General features: G+C 46.0%; 13 protein-coding genes. 7 read left to right on the plus strand and 6 right to left on the minus strand.

Annotated elements, in window-relative coordinates:
* Positions 1 to 7: 7 nt before the first annotated feature.
* Positions 8 to 1,318 (minus strand): amidase, encoded by a 1,311-nt coding sequence (locus ICN44_RS10210; protein WP_216263857.1) that lies wholly within the window; start codon positions 1,316 to 1,318, stop codon positions 8 to 10.
* A 78-nt stretch (positions 1,319 to 1,396) separates the two neighbouring features.
* Between ICN44_RS10210 and ICN44_RS10215 the strand changes: the two genes are divergently transcribed.
* Together ICN44_RS10215 and ICN44_RS10220 are read left to right on the plus strand one after the other, a co-directional pair.
* The gene (locus tag ICN44_RS10215; RefSeq protein WP_216155984.1) at positions 1,397 to 2,059 is read left to right on the plus strand and encodes a SprT family zinc-dependent metalloprotease; all 663 of its coding nucleotides are present in this window, start codon (positions 1,397 to 1,399) and stop codon (positions 2,057 to 2,059) included.
* A gap of 49 nt (positions 2,060 to 2,108) precedes the next feature.
* Complete coding sequence (locus ICN44_RS10220; RefSeq protein ID WP_216860510.1) at positions 2,109 to 3,200, plus strand: tartrate dehydrogenase; 1,092 nt, start codon at positions 2,109 to 2,111, stop codon at positions 3,198 to 3,200.
* Between the two features lie 15 nt (positions 3,201 to 3,215).
* Here the strand turns inward: ICN44_RS10220 and dnaQ are convergent, their stop codons facing one another.
* The 5 genes from dnaQ to ICN44_RS10245 form a co-directional block, all read right to left on the minus strand.
* Positions 3,216 to 3,926 (minus strand): DNA polymerase III subunit epsilon, encoded by a 711-nt coding sequence (dnaQ, locus tag ICN44_RS10225; protein WP_216263858.1) that lies wholly within the window; start codon positions 3,924 to 3,926, stop codon positions 3,216 to 3,218.
* The gene (locus ICN44_RS10230; RefSeq protein ID WP_216263859.1) at positions 3,926 to 7,024 is read right to left on the minus strand and encodes an efflux RND transporter permease subunit; all 3,099 of its coding nucleotides are present in this window, start codon (positions 7,022 to 7,024) and stop codon (positions 3,926 to 3,928) included. The genes dnaQ and ICN44_RS10230 overlap by 1 nt, the downstream gene beginning before the upstream one ends.
* Positions 7,021 to 8,346: an efflux RND transporter periplasmic adaptor subunit gene (locus ICN44_RS10235; RefSeq protein ID WP_216263860.1), complete on the minus strand. Its 1,326-nt coding sequence runs from the start codon at positions 8,344 to 8,346 to the stop codon at positions 7,021 to 7,023. Before ICN44_RS10235 ends, ICN44_RS10230 begins: the two co-directional genes overlap by 4 nt.
* 112 nt (positions 8,347 to 8,458) lie before the next feature.
* On the minus strand, positions 8,459 to 8,923 hold the full coding sequence (rnhA, locus tag ICN44_RS10240; protein WP_216263861.1) for a ribonuclease HI: 465 nt from the start codon (positions 8,921 to 8,923) through the stop codon (positions 8,459 to 8,461).
* 9 nt (positions 8,924 to 8,932) lie between these two features.
* Positions 8,933 to 9,751, minus strand: coding sequence for a class I SAM-dependent methyltransferase (locus tag ICN44_RS10245; protein ID WP_216263862.1), 819 nt, complete (start codon positions 9,749 to 9,751; stop codon positions 8,933 to 8,935).
* A 6-nt stretch (positions 9,752 to 9,757) separates the two neighbouring features.
* Here ICN44_RS10245 and gloB point away from each other — a divergent pair, with 6 nt between their 5' ends.
* From gloB to carB, 5 genes are all read left to right on the plus strand, one after another.
* On the plus strand, positions 9,758 to 10,567 hold the full coding sequence (gene gloB, locus ICN44_RS10250; RefSeq protein WP_216263863.1) for a hydroxyacylglutathione hydrolase: 810 nt from the start codon (positions 9,758 to 9,760) through the stop codon (positions 10,565 to 10,567).
* Entirely contained in the window at positions 10,567 to 12,003 is a 1,437-nt protein-coding gene (locus ICN44_RS10255) for a transglycosylase SLT domain-containing protein (RefSeq protein WP_216263864.1), read from the plus strand. Before gloB ends, ICN44_RS10255 begins: the two co-directional genes overlap by 1 nt.
* A gap of 32 nt (positions 12,004 to 12,035) precedes the next feature.
* Positions 12,036 to 13,919 carry a propionate--CoA ligase gene (locus ICN44_RS10260; RefSeq protein ID WP_216263865.1) on the plus strand — a complete coding sequence of 628 codons (1,884 nt, stop codon included), beginning with the start codon at positions 12,036 to 12,038 and terminating at the stop codon, positions 13,917 to 13,919.
* 244 nt (positions 13,920 to 14,163) lie between these two features.
* Complete coding sequence (gene carA / locus ICN44_RS10265; protein ID WP_216263866.1) at positions 14,164 to 15,348, plus strand: glutamine-hydrolyzing carbamoyl-phosphate synthase small subunit; 1,185 nt, start codon at positions 14,164 to 14,166, stop codon at positions 15,346 to 15,348.
* Positions 15,348 to 18,611: a carbamoyl-phosphate synthase large subunit gene (carB, locus tag ICN44_RS10270; RefSeq protein WP_216263867.1), complete on the plus strand. Its 3,264-nt coding sequence runs from the start codon at positions 15,348 to 15,350 to the stop codon at positions 18,609 to 18,611. The genes carA and carB overlap by 1 nt, the downstream gene beginning before the upstream one ends.
* The last annotated feature ends 8 nt before the right edge of the window (positions 18,612 to 18,619 follow it).

Consider the following 18,619-nt stretch of genomic DNA (forward strand, 5'->3'; position numbering starts at 1 on the left):
AACTTGGCTAAGCCTGATCTCGCAGGGTGGGGTCAGGCAATGCCAATGTAAATGCCCGGGCAGCGCTCAATAAGAAATGATCTTTACCTGGGCCTGCAATGAGTTGCACGCCTACTGGCAATCCATTGGGGCCACTGCTTACGTTGATATTGATGCAGGGCAAACCCAGAAGAGTCCAAGCTCTAGAAAAAAGAGGATCTCCAGTACCATCTTTGATGTTGGGCGCTTCGCCATTTGCGCTTGGGGCAATCAAGATATCAACTTCATTATTAAATAAGTCTTCCATAGTCGCCCTTGATCTATCGGCAAAGCTCAAATCTTTTGCATATTGCTCGTAGCTAATTTCAGCGCCTTCACTAAGTTGCTTCAGAAGTTGTGGGCTGAGCTTTTTAGCGTATTGCACTCGTTCAAAAGTAAGGCTGCGTGACATTTCAGAGATCATGATGCGGGTTTGCGCTTGGGTGAGTCCATCACACGTCTTTGGTAACTTCAGATCAATTACAGTGCCTTTAGCAATTATCTCGGCAGCATGCCGGGCAACAGCAAGTGCTGTTGCAGTTTCCTTTTGTGCAAACGGCCAGTTAGATGTTTTGCAAATGGCAATGCGAGGTTTGTTATGCAAGACTTCGATTTTTGCTAGTCGATGATCGCCACTCATAGCTGCTACACCGAGCCCCACATCTTCTACTGTTCTACCAAAGCAACCCATGGTGTCGAGTGTTACAGAAAGACTTTTAATTCCCGCAATACTCACTTTGCCGTAACTAGGTTTAAAACCCACTACACCACAAAAAGACGCAGGGCGAATGATTGAGCCAGCAGTTTGACTGCCGGTTGCTAGTGGAGCCATGAAATCGGCTACCGCAGCAGCAGAGCCGCTAGAAGAACCGCCGGGAGTGTGCTTTGGGTTATGCGGATTTGTTGTTAATCCACTCTTAAATGTTGCAAATTCTGTTGTAACGGTTTTGCCTAAAATAATGGCGCCAGACTGTCGCATCAGGGCAACCGCCACAGCATCAGCGACTGGATAGTGGTTGGCGTAAATGGGTGAACCATAGGAGGTCGGCAAATCATAGGTGTCATAAAGATCCTTAACCCCAATTGGGAGACCATGTAATAGGCCCTGAAAGGCGCCTTTATCAAGCTGTTTGGCGCGAGATAAGGCATTTTCCTTACCCAGGCTTGCCCAGGCCTTAACAACGCTCTCTTTTTGTCCTATGCGGTCAAGGCAGGATAGGAGTAAATCAGTCGCTTTAATTTCCCTCTTAGAGAGGGCTTTGATGGCTTGGGTAGCGCTTAGGCTTTCGAGATCTTTCATGGACTCATTCTACTTATGGTGGCGTATGATCGCAATTGATGGTTTTTTTATCCCAGATTTCGATAGAAGAGAAGTTAAATGAAGCAACATACAGTCCGTGAGGCCTGGCTTGAAGACGCTGTAAGGCATCTAGAGCCGGTCTTTTCAAAAGCAGGTTATGCCATCCCTCCCGTCCGGGTCTCATGTGGATTTCCAGCCTCTAGTAGCCCTAGAACGACACTAGGGCAATGTTGGCCGCGTGAGCGCTCAGGCGGTGGCGTAAATGAGATATTCATATCCCCTAAGTTAGAAGAACCCGTACAGCTTTTAGATACCTTGGTTCATGAGCTCTGCCATGCGGTGGATGACTGCTTTAGCGGCCATGGCGAAGATTTCAAGGGAATCGCTCAAACGGTCGGTCTGGAAGGCCCCGCAAGAATGGCTCATGCCACTGAGGAGCTCACTGTAAGGCTGATGATGATTAGTCAGGAGCTTGGCCCTTACCCGCACCAGGCGATTGTTTTCCCCCCACCAAGGCCTAGCAATGCCAGTCGAAGTAAGGCCAAATGTGGTCAATGTGGCTATGAGGTGACCTTGCTCAAGAAATGGGCCAGTTATGGCGCACCCATCTGTCCCAAGGACAATATTCGCATGCTCGAGGCCGTTCCAGAGACCATCGAAAATACCACTGATTACGATAGCGAATCAGTTGAAAAGGGCAGCAAGAAGGCGCCGGATGAAATCCGGCGCGCTATTAGCTAGTTATTTGTAAAATTCATCTTCAACAAAAATAAAACGAGACACATTATTTATGAGCGCAAAGAAAATATTTAAGAATCCCAAGATCGCCGTTATTCCTGGAGATGGTATTGGTAAAGAAGTCATGCCAGAGGGTGTACGTGCGCTAGAGGCGGCCAATCGTAAATTTAATCTTGGTATGCAGTTTGATCATTTTGATTTTGCGAGCTGTGATTACTATCTCAAGCATGGCAAGATGATGCCGGACGATTGGTTCGATATCCTCATGAAGTACGATGCGATCTTTTTTGGCGCAGTCGGGATGCCGGACATTCTGCCTGACCATGTGTCGCTTTGGGGAAGCTTAATTCAATTTCGCCGTGGCTTCGATCAGTACGTCAATTTGCGTCCAGTACGTTTATTGCCGGGAGTGCCATGCCCACTAGCCAACCGTAAGCCTGGTGACATCGATTTCTTTGTAGTTCGCGAGAACACTGAAGGTGAATACTCCAGCGTTGGTGGCAAGATGTTCCCGGATACCGATCGTGAGATCGTGATTCAAGAATCAGTTTTCACAAGACAGGGCGTTGACCGAATTTTGCAATATGCATTTGACTTAGCCCAAAGTCGCCCTAAGAAGCATTTAACTTCTGCAACCAAATCAAATGGTATTGCCATCACCATGCCTTATTGGGATGAGCGTGTAGAGGCGATGTCTAAGAAATTTGCTGATGTAAAAGCTGACAAATACCACATCGATATTTTGGCGGCTCACTTCGTTATGAATCCAGATCGGTTTGACGTTGTAGTAGCGAGCAATTTATTTGGAGATATTCTCTCCGACTTAGGTCCCGCATGTACCGGCACCATTGCGGTAGCACCATCAGGCAGTATCAATCCCGAAGGTAAATTTCCTTCTTTATTTGAGCCGGTTCATGGATCAGCACCGGATATTTTTGGAAAAATGATCGCCAATCCGATTGGTCAGATCTGGAGTGGGGCGATGATGTTAGATCACCTTGGCTATCCAGAGGCTGGCAAGGCAATATTTAGTGCTATTGAAAAGGTATTGGCATCGGGTCCAGGACATGCACCTTTGACACCAGATCTTGGTGGTACTGCAAAGACAGATGATTTGGGTAAGGCGATTGCCGCAGCAATCTAATTGCCAATATAGTAATTAGTTGGCAGCATTTAAAGGACTCCAAATGGGGTCCTTTTTACTTGCCTTGGCAATTTCTGCCAAGATTTTTTCATGACTATGTAGATCGTCATCGGAGGCTGAAAGCACCATCAGATTCGTTGGCAATGCCTTGGCATGGCCAGTAGAGTCTGCTCCCACTGTGTAATCAATTAAATCAATGGAGAGGTCCTCTTGACCTCTAGTCATCGATACGTAAACTTCAGCAAGTAACTGGGCATCTAACAACGCGCCGTGCAAAGTGCGGTGTTTATTGCTAATTGAAAAGCGTTCACACAGTGCATCTAATGAATTGCGCTTTCCAGGGAACATTTGACGTGCGTCGAGCAGGGTGTCGGTAATCCTGGAGGCTAAATTTCTGAATGGAGGACGCTTTAGAAGGGCAAACTCGTTATCCAAGAATCCCAAATCGAAGGCTGCGTTATGAATCACAATTTCAGCGCCATCTACAAACTCAATTAACTGCTCAACAATGTTTGCAAAGATTGGTTTGTCAGATAAAAACTCTCTAGATAGCCCGTGGACTGCAAAGGCCCCAGCATCAATATCGCGTTCAGGATTAATGTAGTAATGGAAAGTTCTATCGGTAAGACGACGACCAACCATCTCAACGCAACCAATTTCAATAATGCGGTCGCCAGTAGCTGGATTTAGGCCAGTAGTTTCGGTATCGAGAATAACTTGACGCATTAGGTTCCCTCAAGAACGGCTGGTGGAATATCAATCGGTCCATTACCGGCATATTTATCCAGATAGAGATAAATCACGGGTGTAATGATCAACGTGACGAACTGAGAAAAAATCAGGCCGCCAGCAACACTAATGCCTAAAGGCTGACGTAACTCTGCACCGGCACCCAATCCAAAAGCAATCGGAATGGCTCCCATCAGCGCTGCAAACGTAGTCATCATGATGGGTCGGAATCGCAAGATGCAAGCTTCACGAATGGCCTTCTCAGGAGACATGCCTTGATTTCGTTGAGCGTCTAGAGCAAAGTCAATCATCAGAATCGCATTCTTTTTAACAATACCAATCAAAAGCAAAATACCAATAGAAGCAACGATAGTCAGCTCAAAGCCGAATATACGTAAAGCTAAAATCGCACCAATCGCAGCAGACGGTAAGCCGGCCAAAATAGTCAGTGGGTGAATATAGCTCTCATATAGAACACCAAGCAAAATATAAATGACACCTAATGCCGAGAGAATCAGTATCAGCTGACCAGATTGATTGCTTTTAAATACTGCAGCATCACCGCCGTAGCTGGTAATGATGGAAGACGGCAAATCAATCGCTTTGGTAAAGGATTCAATTTGTTTGGTTGCATCACCAAGGAAAACATCTGGAGCCAAGTTAAACGAGAGTGTTACTGCCGGAATTTGGCCTTGATGGTTTACGGCTGTTGGTCCAACGGTGCGGGTAAAGCTAGCCAGGCTTGATAGCGGAATGAGTTTATCTGTTGCCCGTCCGCGCACGAAGATTTTATTCAGATCAGATTCATATTGACGATCTTCTACTGCGCCCTCAAGGATGACGTAATAGGTATTTACTGGGGTGTAAATGGTAGATACCTGCTTTTCTCCATATGTGGAGTAGAGGGCTGATCGGATATCTGCAACGCTAACGCCAGCGCTTGCAGCCTTTTCACGATCGATATCGATTTTGACGTTCAAGCCTTTCATTTGAGAGTCGCTGGTTACGTCCCTGAACATCGGATCGGCACGCATTTTCTGCATTAATTTATCGGCCCACTCATTTACACCTTCAAAGCCTACGCTTTGCAGTGTGAATTGATAGCGGCTCTTACTGCTCTTTCCGCCAAGCTGTAAGTTCTGCACGGGGCGCATATAGACCTGAAGACCCGGAATTTCTTTGAACTTGTTGCGTAAGCCCTCCATAATCTTCGCCATTTTGGCGCGATCACTTTTGGGTTTGAGAATAATAAATATCCTGCCAGTGTTGTAACCAGAGCTAGCACCACCGCCAATGACAGAAATAGAGCTAGCCACATTAGGATCAGTGTTTACCAATTCAGCAGCTTGATCCTGCAAAGCAAGCATGGCTCTGAAGGAGATGTCTTCGGAAGCTTCTGTGGTGGCTAATATTTGTCCGATATCTTCTTCTGGGAAAAAACCTTTAGGGCTGTTGATAAAGAGCGCAACCGTAATGACAAAGGTAGATAGAGCGCCCCACAAAACCACTTTACGGTTTTTCAGAGCTAGATCTAGGTAGTGAATATAGGTTTTGAGCATCCAATCAAAAAGACGGTCAAACTTTTTATTGATTGCAAATTCTTTGGCATGCTGTCCTGGTTTTGGCAGGAAGCGACTACAAAGCATTGGTACTACGGTCAGGGATACAACAGCAGAGACCAAAATAGATAGAGAAACTACTACAGCAAACTCTCTAAAGAGGAGGCCAATAGGACCGGCCATAAAAAAGAGCGGAATAAATACAGCTACCAAGGAGATCGAAATGGAGATGATGGTGAAGCCAACTTCTTTACTTCCTTTGAGTGAAGCCTTGAGCGGATCCATGCCTTGCTCAACATAGCGCATGATATTTTCAAGCACAACAATCGCATCGTCAACGACCAGTCCAACGGCTAGAGTAATGCCAAGAAGTGAAATGTTATCGAGGCTATAGCCCATGAAATACAGCAGAAAAAACGCGCCAATGAGTGAAATTGGAAGGCTAATGGATGGGATAACAGTGGCTGATACATGTTTTAAAAACAGGAAGATCACTAAGATCACCAGCAAGACTGTTAATGCTAGCGTGAAGTTAACATCATGAATCGCCTCAATAATAGAGAGGGAGCGATCGTTTAAGAGTTGCAGTTTGATTGACTCAGGCATTTGCTTTTGTAGCTGAGGCAATAAATCTTTAACTGACTTCACTACTTCAACAGTATTGGCGCTTGGCTGCCTTAGAACAGCAACTGCAATGGAGCGTTCACCATTCGAGCTGGCCAGTGTTTTGACGTCCTCATAACTTTCAACGACATCTGCTACATCTTTTAAATAAATTGGTAAGCCATTCTTTTGGCTCACAATTAAATTAGCAAATTCTTCTGGTCTAACTAGCTGAGGATTGGCATAGATGGTGATCGCTTGTCGTGGTCCATCCAGAACACCCACTGGGCTATTAGAGTTTGCTTTATTTATGGCTAAGGCAATGTCGTCGACAGTCAGGTTTCGATTGGCTAGCGCATCAGGATGAACTCGGACGCGAACAGCATAGCGTTTGGCCCCGTAAACCAATACCTGTGCAACGCCGCTAATTGTGGATAAATTTGGTGAAACAAGATTTTCTGCATACTGATTAATATCTGAAAGGCTGATTGAAGGTGAGCTCATGCGCACAACCAATACCGGTGTATCTGCCGGATTAATTTTGCGATAGGAGGGCGGTACCGTCATCTCTATCGGAAGACGCTTTTGCGCACGCAACAATGCAGCTTGTACATCGACAGCTGCCTTATCAATATCTCTGTCGTTATTAAATTCCAGAGTAATACTGGTGCTACCTAAAGAGTTGGTAGAGCTGATGACGTTAATGCCGTCAATTGTCGAGAACTCTTTTTCAAGAGGAAGTGCAACTGCAGATGCCATGTTTTCTGGTGAGGCGCCTGGTAGGGAGGCGCTGACGGAAATAACCGGCGTATTAAAACTTGGTAGTGCCGCTACCGGAATTTTTACGTAAGCAACTGCGCCAGCTATGACGGTAGCTACAGAGAGCAATACCGTCATTACCGGGCGCCGAATACATAATTCGGAAAGTGTCATTTCTTATCTGGGGCTGAAGGAGTTGCGGGGGCAGTCGCACCGGCATTGGCTGGGGCTGCTGGCGATGGATTCTTGGCTTCACGGACTTTGCCACCAGGACGCAAGTTTTGCTTACCTTCTACTACCACTCTATCACCAGCCTCAATACCGGTCACCACGGTTGAGCCTAAATATTCGTAAACCACTTTAATTGGTTTAGCAACAGCTTTGCCATCCTTATCGACGACATAAACCATTTTTCCACGGGCATTAATAATCACCGCTTGAGATGGAATTGCCAAAGCATCCTTCAAGGTATTTGCTACTAAGGACACGCGGGCAAACTGGCCAGGCAGCAAGGTCTTGTCATCATTGGGGATCTGTGCTTTAACACGTACTGCTGCGATCGATGGATCCACTTGGTTATCAATCACCAAGACTTTTCCTTCATATGTTTTTTTGCCGCTATCACCAACCACTACTTTGACGGTCATAGCTTCTCCATCAAGCTGATTCTCTAGCATGATTGGAATGTCTTTTTCAGGGATAACAAATTGAACATTGATTGGGTTCAATTGGGTAATGGTGACCATAGAGCCTACGCTTGAAGTGGCCGTAGAGCTGGTTGCAGTTGAAACAATGTTACTAGCTTGGACCAGTGAACCGGGGAATACGTTCACAATTCCGGCACGCCCATCTATCGGTGACTTTATATAGTCAAAGGAAAGTTGAACCTCTGAGGAGCGGGCTGCAGCTTGGGCAGACTTGGCATTGGCTAAAGTCGTCTCTAAGGCTGCTTTGGAAATAAAGTTTTTAGCAACAAGCTCCTTGGCTCTCAGGTATTGCTTTTGCGCATCATCAGCAAGCGCTTTAAGCTTTTCATAGTTAGCCTTGTCATTGCGGTCATCTAAAGTAAAGAGTAAATCGCCGGCTTTGACTTCTTGACCATCTTTAACTTCAATCTTGGCTACAGTATTGGTCACCATTGGGCGAATATCAACAATACTGTTGGAGACGATGGTGCCGGTTGCCTCAATAATGAGCGGCACATCTTTTTTCTCGACTACTACTGAAGTAATGGTTACAGGACCACCCGATTTTTCAGAAGCGGGGAAGAAATAATCGTAAGCCTTAGAACCCGCGTAAAGAACAATCAGCACCAATAAGATGCGCCACTTAAATTTCACTACAAATGATTTAAAGGTTGGATAGTCCAGCCGCTTGATTTGATTTAATCGGGGAGAGTGTTGTTGCCAAAGTGCGCATAAGCGAGCTTTGCCACTGTTTTTAAATTGCACGAGTTTGGCAACAGCCTTATCGAGTGAAGATTCTATTTTTGACACAGTCTCGTTTTTCTTGGTTTTTATGTGGGTTTTATGCTGTTTCTAAGCTATTTAGAGCAGGATCATTCTCTCATAAGATGGCTGAAAAGGAGGCTCTTGAGATGCATTTGCCCTATGGCAAAAACTCCTCAACACCCTTATTGGCTAATTGGTCAGCTAACTCATTTCCGGGGTGTCCGTTGTGCCCTCTAACCCAGTGCCAGGAAATCTCATGTCCTGGAAGCAGGGAGTCGAGCTCCTGCCAGAGGTCTGCATTTTTAACTGGATCCTTGCTGGCGGTCTTCCAGCCCCGCTTTTTCCAACCCTCTAGCCATTCTGTGACGCCTTTTTGGACATATTGAGAGTCCGTCCATAGCTCGACAGTGCTTCGTTGTTTGAGTGCTTTTAAGGCAAAAATAACGGCGCAAATTTCCATGCGGTTGTTGGTGGTGAGCTTTTCACCGCCATGGATATGCTTTTCATGACCGCCTGATCTCAAAACAGCCCCCCAGCCGCCAGGTCCAGGATTACCTTTACAGGCACCATCGGTGTAGATCACGATGTGAGGGTGGTGAGGATGGGATTTCGAATGCGGCATAGCAATAATTTACTTGGAATTCTCGTTTTTGAGGCGTTTTTGGAGATTGCTTCTCTCAGCAGCAGGACTTAGCTGCTTAATGGCTGGTATGCGAACAAGTGATGCCGGGCCAATGAGACGTATTCCTTGTTGGCGCTTAATGGCGGAAACTAAAAAAACAGCGCCAAATATAGGCCACCAACGATTCCCCATTTTTTCAAGAAAATTCATCTTGCCCATAGCAGATTCGCCCTGCAGGGGAAATTTATAGCAACCAAAGTGACCGCGGTCTAAGGAAAAGTTAAGCAACTCGAGCCAATCTTTTATGCGGATGAGGCTAATAAATTGACCATCTCTAGGGAGATAAGGGGTTCCAACTAATCTACTGAGATATTGTCTAGCACCCCACAGACTTGCGGGGTTAAAGCCAGAAATAATTAAACGACCTTCGGGTCGAAGCACTCGATCGACTTCGCGCAATATTTGATGGGGATCTGCAGCAAATTCCAAAACATGGGGTAGAACAATTAGATCCAGACTTTCACTGGCAAAGGGGAGGTCTGAAGAGTCACCTTCAATTAAATGCCAGTTGTACTTAGTTGCATGAGAGCGGCTATCGTTAGAGTGAATCAGGATGGCATGCAAAGGCATCCGATTTTCGCTTAGCGAGTTGATTTGGGGTAGACCTATTTGCACCGCATGAAAGCCAAAGACATCAGCAACAATTTGGTCAAAACACCGTTGCTCCCAAGCTAGAACGTAGCGTCCAGGAGGGGATTGGAGCCATTTTTCCCATGAGCTCCAGGGAGGTGCAGGTGTCTGAGAGGGTATGGGTGGGGTTGGTATCATCGGTCTATGGATAAGAATACTTTATTGCAGGTTTGGCCCATTCCGGCTTTTGATGATAACTATATCTGGTGCATTCACGATGGCAGCTCTGCTTTAGTGGTGGATCCAGGTGATTCAGTACCAGTTTTGGAGTACCTGAGCGCAAATCATTTGACCCTCAAGGGCATTCTCATTACTCACCACCATGCAGACCATACGGGTGGCATTCTCAACTTATTGCAAAGTTTGGGTACAGATCTGCCCGTTTATGGCCCAGTTGGTGACGATATTCCAGGTCGTACTAATGTCGTAATGCAGGACGATAAATTTGAAATTGCTTCCCCACGTATTAGCTTGAAGGTTCTCGAAGTTCCTGGGCATACCTTAAGCCACATTGCTTACTTTGCAAACATGCAAGCAAATGTTGTTGAGCCAATGCTGTTCTGTGGGGATACTTTATTCGCCTCGGGTTGTGGAAGATTGTTCGAGGGTACGCCTACGCAAATGACGGAGTCGCTAGGTAAGTTCGCCTCACTTCCAAAAAATACTTTGGTGTATTGCACTCATGAGTACACCTTATCGAATATTCGCTTTGCCTTAGCTGTAGAGCCCAACAACCTTAATCTACTCTCATGGGCGGACCAGGCTAAATCTCTGCGAGAGCAAGGTTTGCCAACACTGCCAACGACTATTGGGCAAGAAATCCAGGTAAATCCTTTCATGCGTTGCGATCAAGCCGAAGTCATTGCAATGGCTAAAGAGGTTTCAGGTCAGACATTATTGCCAACGCCTGCACATGTATTGGCAGTCATTCGTGGCTGGAAAGATCGCTTCTAATGCGGATGATGTATGCAGTAGTAGTGATTACTGCTTTGTTAAGTGGTTGCGCTAGCACTGGCGATTGGTCTTCCGATACGCCAACGAAAGCGAATTCAAAAGCTTCCAGAGCCGCAAGGGTCAACTTCAAAAATCAATCCGTTAGCAAGGTTTATGCGCCTTCTGACAACCTGTGGATACGCATTCGTGATGGCTTCCAGATGGAGCCCATGAATACCCCGCTAGAGATTGAACAGGTTCGCTGGTTGGCTGCAAGACCGGACTATGTAAATCGCTCGATGACGCGTTCTTCACGCTATTTGTTTTACATCGTTCAAGAAGTAAATGCGCGCAATATGCCTACCGAGATTGCATTACTACCATTTGTTGAAAGTGCGTTTGTAACCAACGCAAAGTCAAATGCAAAGGCTGTGGGTCTATGGCAATTTATGCCTGCCACAGGCAAAGACTTTCGTCTTACACAAAACGTATTTAGAGATGAGCGTCGAGATGTTGTCCAGTCAACAGATGCGGCTTTAGATTACTTGCAACGTTTGAATAATCAATTTGGGAGTTGGGAATTAGCACTTGCAGCTTATAACTGGGGTGCTGGCAACATTACGAAAGCGCAAAAGCGTAATGCCGCTGCAGGCTTGCCTATAGATTATGAGAGTTTGACCTTACCGCGTGAAACTAGAAATTACGTTCCTAAATTAATGGCTTATCGTCAAATTGTGTTGGATCCACAGGCTTATGGCATTGTGCTACCTGAGTTAGAAAATCACCCCTATTTTGTTGCAGTTGATGTGGGTAGCGATATCGACGTAGCTCTAGTTATTAAATTAGCCGAAATACCAGCTGATGAATTTCATAGCCTGAATCCGTCTTTTAATAAGCCGGTTATTTTGAGTAATGCTAACCAGCAAATTCTGTTGCCGTTTGCGCATGCCGAGATCTTTCAAGATAACCTCAAGCAATACGCTAAACCTCTTTCGTCGTGGACTGCTGTTCAAGTATCCAAAACAGAAAGTGTTGATCAGGCAGCTAAAACTTTAGGGGTGGATGTAGATACTCTGCGCGAGGTCAACGGCATTCCAAGGGGGATGCGTATACGGGCGGGCTCTACCGTGCTGATTCCTAAAACCAGTCGTAGACCGGGCGATGTTTCAACTGCTATGGCTGAAAATGCTAGCCTCAGCTTAGAAAAGCCAGCTCCACCTGCACCTAAATGCCCCAAACCAGCAAAAGGTGCAAAAGGGGCTAAATCAAGTAAATGTGTAGCACCCAGTAACACCAAAACAGTAGTTAAGGGCACCTCTAAGGGTAATTCTTCTGCAAAAAATGCTGCATCTCAGCATAAATCCGCATCGACAGGGCTTGCAAAATCTGCGAAAAATGGTAGTTCACCTGCCTCAGCCAGCAGCAACGCTAGTAAAGGGGTGAGTAAGAGCCAGTAATTCGAGTAACTTTTTAAGAGATCAGGTTGACCATGTCCTACAAAGCACACCACGAACGTTCAATTAAAGACCCAGATGGATTTTGGGGTGAGCAGGCGCAGTTAATACATTGGGAAAAACCTTTTGACAAAGTCCTCAATTACGATAACCCTCCATTTGCTAAATGGTTTGAGGGTGGCTCAACGAATCTTTGCTACAACGCAGTTGATCGTCACTTAAAAGATCGTCCAGATCAAATTGCCTTGGTTGCGGTTTCTACAGAAACCAATCAAGAGAAGGCATATACCTTTAAAGAGTTATACGAGGAAGTGAATCGTATGGCAGCAATCTACAAAGCGGCAGGCGTTAAAAAGGGTGATCGTGTACTCATTTACATGCCAATGATTGCTGAAGCTTGTTTTGCTATGTTGGCGTGCGCCCGTATTGGCGCTATCCACTCCGTTGTATTTGGTGGCTTTGCATCCCATAGCTTGGCATCCCGTATTGATGATGCAAAACCAAAACTGATTGTTACTGCAGAAGCAGGTGCGCGTGGTGGCAAGGCGGTTCCATACAAGCCATTACTGGATGAGGCTATTACTCTGGCTGAATACAAGCCTGAAAAGGTCTTGATTGTGAATCGCGGTTTAACTGAATTCACCACCGTCGCGGGACGTGATTTAGATTACGCAAGCGAACGCCAAAAGCATTTAAATGATGTAGTGCCTATTGTATGGGTTGATGCAACTCATCCTTCTTATATTTTGTACACCTCCGGTACAACTGGAAAGCCTAAAGGTGTTCAGCGTGATACAGGCGGCTACGCAGTCGCTCTCGCCGCGTCGATGAAACATATTTTTACCGGTAATGCTGGTGAGACCATGTTCTGCACATCCGATATTGGTTGGGTTGTTGGCCACAGCTACATTATTTATGCGCCATTGCTATCTGGTATGGCTACGATCATGTACGAGGGCACTCCCTTGCGTCCTGATGCAGGCATTTGGTGGGAGCTAGTAGATAAATACAAAGTGTCTGTCATGTTTTCTGCGCCAACAGCAGTTCGCGTTCTGAAGAAACAAGACCCTGCTTTCTTAACCAAATATGACCTTTCTAAATTGCGTGCTCTGTTCCTGGCAGGAGAGCCCTTGGATGAACCGACAGCCAGTTGGATTCATGGTGCAATTAATAAGCCGATCGTGGATAACTATTGGCAGACAGAAACAGGTTGGCCAATGCTGGCAATTCAGCGTGGCGTTGAAGTCATGCCGCATAAATTTGGCTCACCAGGTGTGCCATCGTTTGGTTACAACATGAAGTTACTCGACGATGCCACTTCCGAAGAGCTGGGCCCAGATCAGAAGGGCGTCATTGCCATTGAAGGTCCATTGCCTCCAGGTTGCATGCAAACTGTTTGGGGCGATGACAAGCGCTTTGTCAGCACCTATTGGGAAACGATTCCAGGCAAATTAATTTACTCCACCTTTGACTGGGGCATTAAAGATAAGGATGGTTATTTCTTCATCTTGGGTCGTACGGATGACGTGATTAACGTAGCTGGACATCGCCTTGGTACTCGCGAAATCGAAGAAAGTATTTCTAGCCATCCGAATGTTTCAGAAGTTGCCGTGGTTGGTATTGAGGATAAATTAAAGGGGCAAGCCGCGATTGCCTTTGTGATTCCTAAAGATGCCTCCAATACCGCTACTTTGGAAGCGGAGTGCATGAAGACTGTCGACACCACCTTAGGGGCTATTGCACGACCTGGCCGGGTTTATATAGTTACTGCGTTGCCAAAGACACGTTCAGGCAAGATTGTTCGTCGCGCACTTCAGGCTGTAGCCGAAGGACGTGATCCTGGCGATATCAGCACGATGGATGACCAGTCTGTTTTAGCTCAAGTTAAGACTATCATTGAGCAAAGCGCCAAGGCTTAAAACACCCATTTTTGAATAAATTGCTCTCCCAGCCATTAGGCTAGGGGAGCTTTTTACCTTCCAACCCCCATTTGGCTGTATATCCAAGGGTTTACGAGCAAAAATGTTATGATTGCAAGGTTCGAAACTTAATAAATACCCTAGCGCTTAAAGACACTCACCACCCGCAAAAACATCCCCGGGCTAGTCTTTTTTGGGGTTTTGAGCGTCGGATGGAGCAGGGACTGGAGATGGTTTGTCACCCTTGCTTCCTTCTTTTCCCCCAGCTGTGTTGGCCCTAGCCGACGGCACATTATTTCCCGGTTTTAGCATTGGCGCCCCTGGCGAAACTACTGGCGAAGTTGTATTCAATACCGCATTGACTGGATATCAAGAGATCATTACTGATCCCAGCTACTCACGCCAAATTATTACCTTAACTTATCCGCACATCGGCAATGTTGGTGTAAACGCTCAAGATGCGGAATCAGATCAGATTCATGCAGCAGGTTTGGTAGTGAAGGATCTTCCAAAGCGCGTATCCAATTTCCGCTCAGAAGGTTCCTTGGATGACTACCTTACCAAAGCAGATGTTTTAGGAATTGCTGGCATAGATACACGCAAACTCACCACAATTCTGCGTGACAAGGGCGCCCAATCCGGCGCAATTGTTGCCGGTAAAGTAGGCGATAGCTATGAATCCTTAGGAGCGAAAGCTCTTGAGCTTGCTAAAGCTTTCCCCGGCATGTCAGGCTTAGATCTTGCAAAGGTAGTTACTACTAAAAAAGCCTATCAGTGGCGCGAGGCCGAATGGGATCTTCACGGGCCAAACGGCAAGCCTGCATATAGAACATTAGATACTAGCAAGCCAATTAAAAAGGTAGTTGCTTACGACTTTGGTGTGAAACGCAATATCTTGCGCATGCTGACTGAGCGAGGCTGTGAATTAACAGTTGTGCCTGCGCAAACTAGCGCAGCAGAAGTGCTGGCCATGAATCCGGATGGCGTGTTCTTCTCAAATGGGCCTGGCGATCCTGGTCCATGCGACTACGCTATTGCTGCAGCAAAAGAAATTATTGAAAAAGGCGTCCCAACCTTTGGCATCTGTCTAGGCCATCAAATCATGGGTCTTGCAGCAGGCGCCAAGACATTAAAAATGAAATTTGGCCACCATGGCGCCAATCACCCTGTGAAAGATTTGGATACAGGTCGTGTTGCCATCACTTCTCAAAACCATGGATTTGCTGTTGATGCCAATACATTACCAAGCAATATTCGCGTAACCCACGTGTCTTTATTTGATGGATCTTTACAAGGTTTGGCATGGAATGACAAGCCAGCACTGTGTTTCCAAGGACATCCTGAGGCCTCACCAGGTCCTCATGACATTGCCTATTTATTTGATCGTTTTGTGGAGCTAATGAATGCTGCCAAGAAGGAGGGCAAATAATGCCTAAGCGTAGCGACATTAAGAGCATCCTGATTATTGGAGCTGGTCCGATTGTGATTGGACAGGCCTGTGAGTTTGACTACTCTGGAGCGCAAGCTTGTAAGGCATTGCGTGATGAGGGCTATAAAGTTATTTTGGTAAATAGCAATCCCGCAACCATCATGACTGATCCTGAGATGGCTGATGTTACGTATATTGAGCCTATTACTTGGGAAGTAGTTGAACGCATTATTGCTACTGAAAAGCCTGATGCCATTTTGCCAACCATGGGTGGCCAGACTGCACTGAACTGCGCATTAGATCTTCACCGTCATGGTGTTTTAGAGAAATACGGCTGCGAACTGATTGGCGCTTCACCAGAAGCCATTGATAAAGCAGAAGATCGCCAAAAGTTTAAAGAAGCCATGACCAAAATTGGCCTAGGCTCTGCAAAGTCCGGCATTGCGCACTCAATGGATGAGGCTCATGAGGTTCAGCAGCAAATTCAGAAACAAACTGGCAGCTCAGGTTTCCCAGTAGTTATTCGTCCATCATTCACTATGGGCGGATCGGGTGGCGGTATTGCCTATAACCGTGAAGAATTTGAAGAAATTTGTAAACGTGGTCTCGATTTATCACCAACACGTGAGCTCTTGATCGAAGAGTCTCTCTTGGGCTGGAAAGAATTCGAGATGGAAGTTGTGCGCGATCGCAATGACAACTGCATCATTGTTTGTTCAATTGAAAACTTAGATCCAATGGGCGTACATACCGGTGACTCAATTACCGTAGCGCCTGCGCAAACGTTGACGGATAAAGAATATCAAATCATGCGTAATGCATCGATTGCTGTTCTGAGAGAAATTGGCGTCGATACCGGTGGGTCTAACGTTCAGTTCTCGATTAATCCAGTAGATGGTCGCATGATCGTCATTGAGATGAATCCAAGGGTATCCCGTTCATCGGCTTTAGCATCAAAGGCTACAGGTTTCCCAATTGCAAAAATTGCGGCTAAATTGGCTGTAGGTTATACCCTCGATGAACTCAAGAATGATATTACTGGTGGTGCCACACCAGCATCATTTGAGCCTTCAATCGATTACGTTGTTACCAAGATTCCACGTTTTGCATTTGAGAAGTTCCCTCAGGCTGATTCCCGCCTAACAACGCAGATGAAGTCAGTTGGCGAAGTCATGGCCATTGGTCGAACTTTCCAAGAGTCTTTCCAGAAAGCGCTTCGCGGTCTTGAGGTTGGTGTTGACGGCTTGGATGAAGTATCCACAGATCTTGATGACATCATTAATGAAATCAATGAGCCTGGTCCAGATCGTATTTGGTATTTGGCAGATGCATTCCGGATGGGTATGGGTCTTGATGAGATCTATAGTGAAACTAAAGTTGATCCTTGGTTCTTAGAGCAAATTGAAGAGCTAATTACTATTGAGACTGAACTTAAGCAGCGCAAGATCGATAGTCTGACAGCCCCAGAGTTGCGTTTTGTAAAACAAAAAGGCTTCTCCGATCGCCGCTTGGCAAAATTATTAAAAGTTGATGCTGCATCCGTTCGTGCTGCACGCCATCGATTGAAAGTTGTTCCGGTCTACAAGCGTGTGGATACTTGTGCGGCTGAATTCTCTACTAACACTGCTTATTTGTATTCAACCTATGAAGCAGAGCACGGTGAATGCGAGTCACAGCCGACCAATAAAGAGAAGATCATGGTTTTGGGCGGAGGCCCTAACCGAATTGGTCAAGGTATTGAGTTTGACTATTGCTGCGTGCATGCTGCTTTAGCAATGCGTGATGATGGTTATGAAACCATCATGGTTAACTGCAACCCTGAAACCGTTTCGACTGACTACGATTCATCGGATCGCTTGTACTTTGAGCCACTAACTCTAGAAGATGTATTGGAGATTGTTGCTAAAGAAAAACCAAAGGGCGTCATCGTTCAATACGGTGGTCAAACACCTTTGAAATTGGCTTTAGATCTTGAACGCAATGGGGTGCCAATTATTGGCACTTCACCAGACATGATTGATGCAGCAGAAGACCGCGAACGCTTCCAGAAGCTACTACAGGATCTCGGACTGCGTCAGCCGCCTAACCGTACAGCGCGTGCTGAAGAAGAGGCTCTAAAGCTCGCCGAAGAAATTGGTTATCCATTAGTGGTTCGTCCTTCCTATGTCTTGGGTGGTCGTGCAATGGAAATCGTTCATGATGGTCGTGACCTTGAGCGTTACATGCGTGAAGCCGTTAAGGTATCTCATGACTCTCCTGTGCTTCTAGATCGCTTCTTGAATGATGCTATTGAATGTGACGTTGATTGCATTAGCGATGGTACAGCCGTATTTATTGGTGGCGTTATGGAGCATATCGAGCAAGCCGGTGTTCACTCTGGCGATTCAGCCTGCTCATTGCCTCCATACTCTTTATCTGATGCAACGGTGGCAGAGATTAAACGCCAAACTGCAGCGATGGCTAAAGGACTGAATGTTGTTGGTTTAATGAACGTTCAGTTTGCGATTCAGAATGTAGATGGCAAAGATGTCATCTATGTCTTGGAGGTAAATCCACGCGCTTCACGCACCGTACCGTTTGTATCAAAAGCCACTGGTTTGCAGTTGGCGAAGATTGCTGCACGTTGTATGGTTGGTCAGACTCTAGAGCAGCAGGGTATTAAGACTGAAGTGAAACCGCCATACTTCTCAGTCAAGGAAGCGGTATTTCCGTTTAATAAATTCCCAGGTATTGATCCAATTCTCGGACCAGAAATGCGTTCTACTGGCGAAGTGATGGGTGTTGGCAAGACCTTTGGTGAGGCTTTATTTAAGTCACAGTTGGGTGCTGGCATCAAATTGCCTAAGAGCGGAACCGTTCTTTTGACTGTCAAAGATAGTGACAAGCCAAAAGCAATTGAAGTTGCTAAGTTGTTACATCAACTGGGCTTCCCGATGGTTGCTACTAAAGGTACTGCAGCAGCAATTGAAGCGGCTGGCTTACCTGTAAAGGTAGTTAATAAAGTAAAGGATGGACGTCCCCATATTGTGGATTTCATCAAGAATGGTGAGATTTCATTGGTATTTACTACTGTGGATGAGACCCGGACGGCGATTGCAGACTCTAGATCGATTCGAACCAGCGCTCAGGCTAATGGCGTTACTTATTACACGACTATTAGTGCAGCACGAGCAGTGATGGATGGTTTGTTAGCCTCTGAAAATGGCCGACTCGACTCCCTCGAGGTTTATTCCTTGCAAAACTTACATCGCGAGCTCATTTAATCTAAAAT

This window comes from Polynucleobacter sp. JS-Fieb-80-E5 (assembly GCF_018882015.1).
Lineage (GTDB): Bacteria > Pseudomonadota > Gammaproteobacteria > Burkholderiales > Burkholderiaceae > Polynucleobacter.

Excerpts from the sequence above, each read along its gene's own strand:
- ICN44_RS10210 (WP_216263857.1), bottom strand. The coding sequence starts at position 1,318 with ATGAAAGATCTCGAAAGCCTAAGCGCTACCCAAGCCATCAAAGCCCTC.
- ICN44_RS10215 (WP_216155984.1), top strand. The coding sequence starts at position 1,397 with ATGAAGCAACATACAGTCCGTGAGGCCTGGCTTGAAGACGCTGTAAGG.
- ICN44_RS10220 (WP_216860510.1), top strand. The coding sequence starts at position 2,109 with ATGAGCGCAAAGAAAATATTTAAGAATCCCAAGATCGCCGTTATTCCT.
- dnaQ (WP_216263858.1), bottom strand. The coding sequence starts at position 3,926 with ATGCGTCAAGTTATTCTCGATACCGAAACTACTGGCCTAAATCCAGCT.
- ICN44_RS10230 (WP_216263859.1), bottom strand. The coding sequence starts at position 7,024 with ATGACACTTTCCGAATTATGTATTCGGCGCCCGGTAATGACGGTATTG.
- rnhA (WP_216263861.1), bottom strand. The coding sequence starts at position 8,923 with ATGCCGCATTCGAAATCCCATCCTCACCACCCTCACATCGTGATCTAC.
- ICN44_RS10245 (WP_216263862.1), bottom strand. The coding sequence starts at position 9,751 with ATGATACCAACCCCACCCATACCCTCTCAGACACCTGCACCTCCCTGG.
- gloB (WP_216263863.1), top strand. The coding sequence starts at position 9,758 with ATGGATAAGAATACTTTATTGCAGGTTTGGCCCATTCCGGCTTTTGAT.
- ICN44_RS10255 (WP_216263864.1), top strand. The coding sequence starts at position 10,567 with ATGCGGATGATGTATGCAGTAGTAGTGATTACTGCTTTGTTAAGTGGT.
- ICN44_RS10260 (WP_216263865.1), top strand. The coding sequence starts at position 12,036 with ATGTCCTACAAAGCACACCACGAACGTTCAATTAAAGACCCAGATGGA.
- carB (WP_216263867.1), top strand. The coding sequence starts at position 15,348 with ATGCCTAAGCGTAGCGACATTAAGAGCATCCTGATTATTGGAGCTGGT.